Below are 6,528 nucleotides of genomic sequence, written 5' to 3'. Positions count from 1 at the left end.
AGGCACTTGAGCAGACCCCCCGAACGCTCATGTCCAGCACGGTACTGGCCCCGCACCCATCCATTCAGTCGGCCGAACGGGCGGTGACGAACAGCCACCGACCGCTCCGAAGTGTAGATATGCCGGTGATCTTCTAGGGCAATTCGGACGTGCCGTTGGGGCAGGTCCTGGAGCCGAGGAGACCCGTTGCTGTGACTGCCGATTCTTGCTTGTCGCCGGCTGGGATGAGAGTGCCCTTGCTGGCCGATCGACTGGTGGATCGCTACTTGGTGTTCGTCGCGTCGAGGGCTCGGCCGAACACGGTGCTGGCGACGGTCTCGGATCTGCGGGCGTTCTTCGCTGTGGTCACCAAGGACCCGCGTGAGGTCCGCCCGGGCGATGTGTTGGACTTCATCGCTGAGCAGCGCCGCCCCCGCGGCGACGCGAACGTGGTGCGCCTGGTCGATGGGCAGGCCGGGTTGTCGTCGCAGACGATCAAGCGTCGCCTGAGCAGTGTGTCCGGGCTGTTCTCCTGGTTGCTGATCCTTGGCGAGGTGGACGCGCCGGGGCCCGATTCCACCAGCCCGAGGCGAAGAACGCTCGGGCCCAGGCGTCGGCGGTCGCGGTGACCGCTGGGTCTGGATGTCGGGTCCCCGCCCTGGCGTGATCACGGACTTCGGCACGAGTGCTCTTGGGAAGGGCCTTCCAGGCCTGCCACGCCGCCGCACCCTCGGCCGGTGACATCACCCGAGCCGACTGAGTCACCTGGTGATCCTCCGAGAAAGCCGGCTTGGAGCAGCAGACATGTGCATCATAGGTGCTACGGTCGAAGCCGGAAAGCGTTGTCCCGTAACGTGATTCTGGTTGGTGTCGGTTCGTGTTGTCCAGTGCGAAGATCGGCCGCTGGTCGTGGCGCTACTACCAGACCACGGTGGCCGGCGGGGCGTGCGAGTACTACAGCGAGCACGGGGACGCGCCCGGCCGCTGGCACGGCGGCGGGCTCACCCACCTCGGCCTCGCGCCCGGCCGCGTGGTCGAGGAGCGGGAGCTGGAGGCGCTGTTCGGGCGCGCCCTCTCCCCGTCCACCGGCGGGCAGCTCGGGGCCGCGTGGGGCGAGCGTTCGGTCACCGGCTACGACCGGACGTTCTCCGCCCCGAAGTCCGTCAGCGCCCTCTGGGCGCTCGGCGACGAGCACTGGGTGACGGAGATCGAGGCCGCGCACGCCGCCGCCGTGCGGGCCGGACTCGACTACCTGGAGCAGGTCGCCGGGTACTCCCGGCGGGGCCGCAACGGCGTCCACCAAGTCCCGACGGGCGGGTACGCGGCCGCGCTGTTCGACCACGGCACCTCCCGCACCGGGGACCCGCAGATCCACACCCACGCCCTGGTGCTGAACAAGGGCCCGCTGCGCCGACGGGGCGTGGCGCACCCTGGACGGCCACGAGGTCTACCACCACAAGAAGGCCGCCGGCGCGCTCTACCAGGCCGCGCTGCGCGCCGAACTCACCGCCAGACTGCCCGTCGCCTTCGGGCCGATCTCCGAGCACGGGCAGGCCGACATCACCGGGGTCCCGGACGAGCTGCTGCACGCGTGGTCGACTCGAACCAGCGCGGTACTCGCCGAGGCAGTCCCAACGATCGCGCAGGCCGAGGAGACCCTCGGGCGCGCCGTGACCGCTGGGGAGCGGGCGCGGATCATCAAGACCGCCGTTCTCGCCACCCGGGCGCACAAGGAGCATCACGCCGGCGATCCGGGCCGCCGCGCCACGTGGGCCGCGCAAGCCGCCGCGCACGGCATCACGCCGGGGAGCCTGCTCGACGCCGTGGCACCAGCGTCGGCGGCAAGCCCTGAGGCAAGCCCCAGCGCAACCCTGCCCGTGGGCGCCCGGCGCGAGTCGTTGACGAGGGACGGGCTGCTCGCGGAGGCTGTGACCACGCTCGGGCGGTCGAAGGCGGTGTGGTCTCGCGCAGACCTGCTTGTCGCGATCGCTGCTCGTGTGGACCTCCTCGACGAGCCCACGCCGCCAACCGCAGCCGATGCGGTGGCTCTGGTCAGCGACCTGGCCGAGGCTGCCGCTCGAGGTCGGCCCAGGGGGCAGGGGTTGGCGCGCGAACCGCGGTCTCGGCCCGAAGGGAAGGACCGGGGTCGTCCCGCTGGGCCGCGACCAGGTCGGTGACACCGCCCGCGCCTCCGACGACCGCTACGCCTCCGCCGAGCTGGTCGCCATGGAGGCACGGATCATCGACCACGCCATGGCCCGGGTCCCGCTCACCGCGGCGCGGCTCACGCAGGCCACCCTTACCCTCGACGCCGCCACCGCGGGCATCGCAGGCTCAGGGTCTGGTCTGTCTGCGGAGCAACGCGAGGCGGCCGTTGCGCTGCTCGCGTCCCGGGATCGGATCACCGTGATGACCGCCCCCGCCGGGGCGGGGAAGACCACAACCATCGGCGCCGCGGTTCGCGCCTGGCGAGCCACCGGCGTCCAGGTCAGCCTGCTCGCGCCGTCCGCCCGCGCCGCCGCCGAGCTCACCAGGTCCACAGCGGGCACAGCGGGCGCCGGGGAGGCTGGAGTCACGGTGGCCCGGTGGCTGCTCACCCAAGCCGACCAGGCCCGGCGACGCGGGCCACGGGGCGGCCGGTCGGTGATCCTCGTCGATGAGGCGTCGATGCTGTCCACCCTCGACCTGGACCGGATCCTCACGCACGCCCTCACCAACGGCTCCCAGGTGGTGCTGGCCGGTGACCCCGCGCAGATCGGCGCCGTCAACGCCCCCGGCGGGATGTTCGCCCACCTCACCCAGCTCCTGGTCGAGGATCGGGGGTCGACCTTGACCGAGCTGCACCGCTTCGCCCACCCCTGGGAGGCCGCCGCGTCGCTGCGGCTGCGCGCCGGCGACCCCGCCGCGCTTCGCGCCTACCTCGAGCACCACCGCATCCACCCCGCCGGCGACAGCCAGGACGCCGCCGACGCTGTCTTCGACCGGTGGCAGCAGGCCGTGGACGCCGGTCGGGACGCGTTGATGCTCGCAAAGTCCTGGGCCGACGTCACCGCCCTGAACACCCGCGCCCGAGCCGCCGCCATCGCCGACGGCGCCGTCCACGGCCCCGACCTTCTGACGGTCGTCTCGAGCAGCGCGAGTACCCGCGGGCACCCCGAGCTCCGGTCTTGGCGGGCCGGGGACCTGTTGCTCGCCAAACGCAACACCCCCACGGTCCAGCTCGGGCAGCGGAGCCTGCGCAACGGGGACCGGCTCCGCGTCCTCGACAGCGCACCGGAGGGCGGGCTGCGGGTCCAGTCCGTCGAGGACAACGCGATCACGGTTTTGCCGGTCGAGTACCTGGCCCGGTACGCCGAGTACGGATGGGCCGCCACCATCGACGCCGCGCAGGGCACCACCACCGACGTCGCGGTCACCCTCGCCCGCACCGGACTCGACCGGGAACACCTCTACGTCGCGATGACCCGCGGCCGCCACGAGAACCACGTCCACACCACCCCCGAGACCGACACCGGAGACGCCGGCCCCCACCGCGCGCGGGCCTCAACGATCAGCGCCGGAGCCGCAGCGGCCGACCAGGAGTCCGCGGTCGCCCAGCTCACCCGCGCCCTTGCCACCAGCGGCAGCGGCAGCGGCCGAGCCTCGCACGCCCTCCTCGACCGCACCACGCCCCAGAGCGGCCATCGGCGTGAGGCAGACGGCGGCCGCGACACGCGGCGTCGAGACCCAGTTCGTATGCCCGACCGAGACGACGGACGCGTGTTCGCCCGGTAGAGCGCACACCACCTGACAGCACCCCGATCGGCACGCGCCAGATGCGCGCAGGGTTCACGGCGTGATCGACGCCAGGATGGAAGCCGACGACGCTCGCCTCGATGTTCGCCCATCGGTTTGCACACCTATCGGTATCAGGAGTCATCCGCCGGTACCGACCACGCGACAGGAGCAGACCATGACCCGCGACGAGCTCGACCAACTCCCAGCAATGCTCGACGTGCCCGCCGCGGCCCACGTCCTCGGCATCGGCCGATCCCTGGCCTACGAGCTCATCCGTAGCGACCGCTGGCCCTCTCCCGTGGTCCGCGTCGGCAAGCTCATCAGGATCCCCACCGCGCCGCTCCTGAAGCTGCTAGACGACGGGATCGTCACCTCCCATCCACAGTCCGTCTGAAGACGTTGGTCATCCACAGATCAAGGCGCCCACGAGCCTCCGTCATGCGCGATCACGCGATGCTGTTCCGTTCGACCCACTGGAGCTGAACAGCATGATCAACAAGACCTCTGCTGGCAGGTACCGCGTCAGAGTGAAGGCTCGGGGTCGGGTCGTGGCAGATCGCACCTTTGTCCAAAGACGACAGGCCGAGCTGTGGGAACGCCAGCAGCTGTCACGGCTGGACACGTCCGGCTGGGTGGATCCCGCGCTCGGACGATCCACCCTCGCCGCCGTCGCCGAGGAGTGGCTGCCGCTGCGCGAACCTCAGGTCGAACGGCGCACCTTCCAAAGCGATCAGAGCGCCTTGCGCGTCCACATCCTGCCGGCGCTCGGCGCTCGCCCGCTCGCAGCACTACGCCGTACGGATGTCGAGGACTTCGCACGGTCGTTGGTCAGCGACAAGCATCTCTCTGCTGCGACAGCGACTCGGGTGCTGGCGACGCTGAAGGGACTCCTTGCCTACGCGACCCGGGACGGGCGCGTCCTCATCAACGTCGCGTCGAACGTGATCGTCCGCCGCTCGACCAGAAGTCGCGGCGACGCTGAGGGGGCGCCGACCACCGCGCGCCCGCTGACGCTCGAGGAGCTCTCGGCGCTCTACCGGTCGCAACGCGAGCGAAGCAACCAAGCTGACATCACGCTCGTCCTGGGGCTCACCGGGCTGCGATGGGGCGAGCTTGCCGGGCTGCAGGTCGGTGACGTGTCGCTCGGCAGCTCGATCACTGGAGAGCCGACCATGACCCTGGACGTGACCCGGGTGGTCATCTACGACGGCGGCGGAGGGCCCGCCTCGCTGAAGCCGTACCCGAAAGGTCGCCGCCGGCGCGCTGTCCCCGTGGCTGCTGCCGCCGTACCGCTGGTGCAGGCTCGCATGGACGGGCGAGGTTGTCATGAGCCGCTGTTCGCCTCGCCCGGCGGCGGACTCCTCCACGAGTCGAACTGGCGCCGAGCCGTGGGTTGGACGAGCAAGACCGGCCACCGGCCTCACGACCTGCGACACACGGCCGCCTCGCTGTTTATCGCGGCGGGCGCCGACCTCAAGAGCGTCCAGGCGCTGCTCGGGCACCAGTCCAGCCGCACCACACACGACATCTACGGCCACCTGCTCTCAGCCGACCACCTTTCGAGCGCCGTCCACCGCCTCGACACCCTCATCGGCGATGAACTGATCCTGCCCGCCGCTGTTATGCAAGACCAGGAGAGGTCTGGGAAGTGAGTCACTTCCACTGCGACCAGGCCACGAGTTCGTCCGGCGACAGCCGTGCGGTGACATTGGCTCTTCCGACAAACTGCGCAACCACCTCATCAAGCCGGACCCGCAAGAGCTCGGCAGCATCCATCTCGGCACACTTCAGCCAAAGGTGGTGTCCGATGCAGTTCGCGCGCCGGCGCCGACTGAACGCTGCATCATGCGTTACGAGGATCGCTCCTTGGGCCTGGGCGTACACGGTTAGATCGTCGTCCGCGGCGACGGTGAGACCCGCGTCGGCGGCAGTCCAGCACTCGTGTCCAGTCGCGATGAGCATCCTGCGGACCGCAACGTCGACGTCCTGATCCAGCAGGAACCTCACGGCCTCGCCGCTTCGCTAGGCCGCCGACACCCGAACTGCTTCGACGTCGGCTTCCTCCAAGATCGGGAACGCTTCGACGATCTGATCTGCCGAGTACCCCCTGTCGAGGTAGCGGCGAACCGTGTCGACAGGCACCCTCGTGCCGTCGATCACCGGCTTGGATCCGCGCAAGCCACGGCGCGTCGTTGTCTTGCCGACCGTGTCTGCCGCCCGGCGGGCAGCCTTCAAGATTCGCGCCCGCAGTGGACGCAAGTCCAGCACCTCAGCGATGACCCCCTGACCCGGAGCCAGATCGCCTTCCCAGCCACCATCTGGGTGCTGCCAGTACGCATGTTTGCCTTGAGTCGCGAACGTGAGCTCGGTGAGAGGAGATTCATACCCGAACGCGCGAAGCCAGTGCGTAAAGCTTCGGATGTGCTGCAGGGACACGGCCCGCTTGCGAAGTTCGACCGTGACCAGCAATGACATGAGATCCGTGAAGCCATACAGCCTTACGCGGCGTTGGGGGCTGACCCGGCTTTCCCAGGTTGGCCTAACAACATCAGTCTCACGCCAGTAGTCGAGGCGTCTGAGTGTGACACCCGCGAGCTCTGCGGCGCGTACGCGCGGGAATGCAACCAGCGACTCATCCACCATGTCGCGTCGCCCCTTCCGCGTCGTCGCCATCCAGGATGCTAGGCCCACCCACCCACAATCTCGGCAACTGCAGGCTATTGCCTAACGCGACTCCCGACGCTTGTAGGGCACTAGATCGGATCCGGTGTC

The 6,528-nt window shown here is 69.7% G+C and carries 7 protein-coding genes; 5 read left to right on the top strand and 2 right to left on the bottom strand.

The features are described from left to right. Window positions 1-236 precede the first annotated feature (236 nt). From VMI11_02900 to VMI11_02880, 5 genes are all read left to right on the top strand, one after another. Entirely contained in the window at window positions 237-608 is a 372-nt protein-coding gene (locus VMI11_02900) for a site-specific integrase (protein HTY71353.1), read from the top strand. Between the two features lie 248 nt (window positions 609-856). Then, a complete protein-coding gene (gene mobF / locus VMI11_02895; GenBank protein HTY71352.1) occupies window positions 857-1,831 on the top strand; it encodes a MobF family relaxase in 975 nt (324 codons plus the stop codon). Window positions 1,832-2,016: 185 nt separating this feature from the next. Continuing rightward, complete coding sequence (locus VMI11_02890; protein HTY71351.1) at window positions 2,017-3,753, top strand: AAA family ATPase; 1,737 nt, start codon at window positions 2,017-2,019, stop codon at window positions 3,751-3,753. A 178-nt stretch (window positions 3,754-3,931) separates the two neighbouring features. Beyond that, window positions 3,932-4,150, top strand: a complete 219-nt coding sequence (locus tag VMI11_02885; GenBank protein HTY71350.1) for a DNA-binding protein — start codon at window positions 3,932-3,934, stop codon at window positions 4,148-4,150. A gap of 154 nt (window positions 4,151-4,304) precedes the next feature. After that, window positions 4,305-5,408, top strand: coding sequence for a tyrosine-type recombinase/integrase (locus tag VMI11_02880; protein HTY71349.1), 1,104 nt, complete (start codon window positions 4,305-4,307; stop codon window positions 5,406-5,408). A 1-nt stretch (window position 5,409) separates the two neighbouring features. On the opposite strand, the gene VMI11_02875 is transcribed toward VMI11_02880, so the two are convergent. Further along, on the bottom strand, window positions 5,410-5,763 hold the full coding sequence (locus VMI11_02875) for a DUF5615 family PIN-like protein (GenBank protein ID HTY71348.1): 354 nt from the start codon (window positions 5,761-5,763) through the stop codon (window positions 5,410-5,412). Between the two features lie 15 nt (window positions 5,764-5,778). Further along, window positions 5,779-6,429, bottom strand: coding sequence for a DUF433 domain-containing protein (locus VMI11_02870; GenBank protein ID HTY71347.1), 651 nt, complete (start codon window positions 6,427-6,429; stop codon window positions 5,779-5,781). Window positions 6,430-6,528: the final 99 nt, after the last annotated feature.

Source organism: Actinomycetes bacterium, from assembly GCA_035506535.1.
GTDB lineage: Bacteria > Actinomycetota > Actinomycetes > DATJPE01 > DATJPE01 > DATJPE01.
This window is presented reverse-complemented; position numbering and strand designations above follow the sequence as displayed.

Excerpts from the sequence above, each read along its gene's own strand:
- VMI11_02890 (HTY71351.1), top strand. The coding sequence starts at position 2,017 with ATGCGGTGGCTCTGGTCAGCGACCTGGCCGAGGCTGCCGCTCGAGGTC.
- VMI11_02885 (HTY71350.1), top strand. The coding sequence starts at position 3,932 with ATGACCCGCGACGAGCTCGACCAACTCCCAGCAATGCTCGACGTGCCC.
- VMI11_02870 (HTY71347.1), bottom strand. The coding sequence starts at position 6,429 with ATGGCGACGACGCGGAAGGGGCGACGCGACATGGTGGATGAGTCGCTG.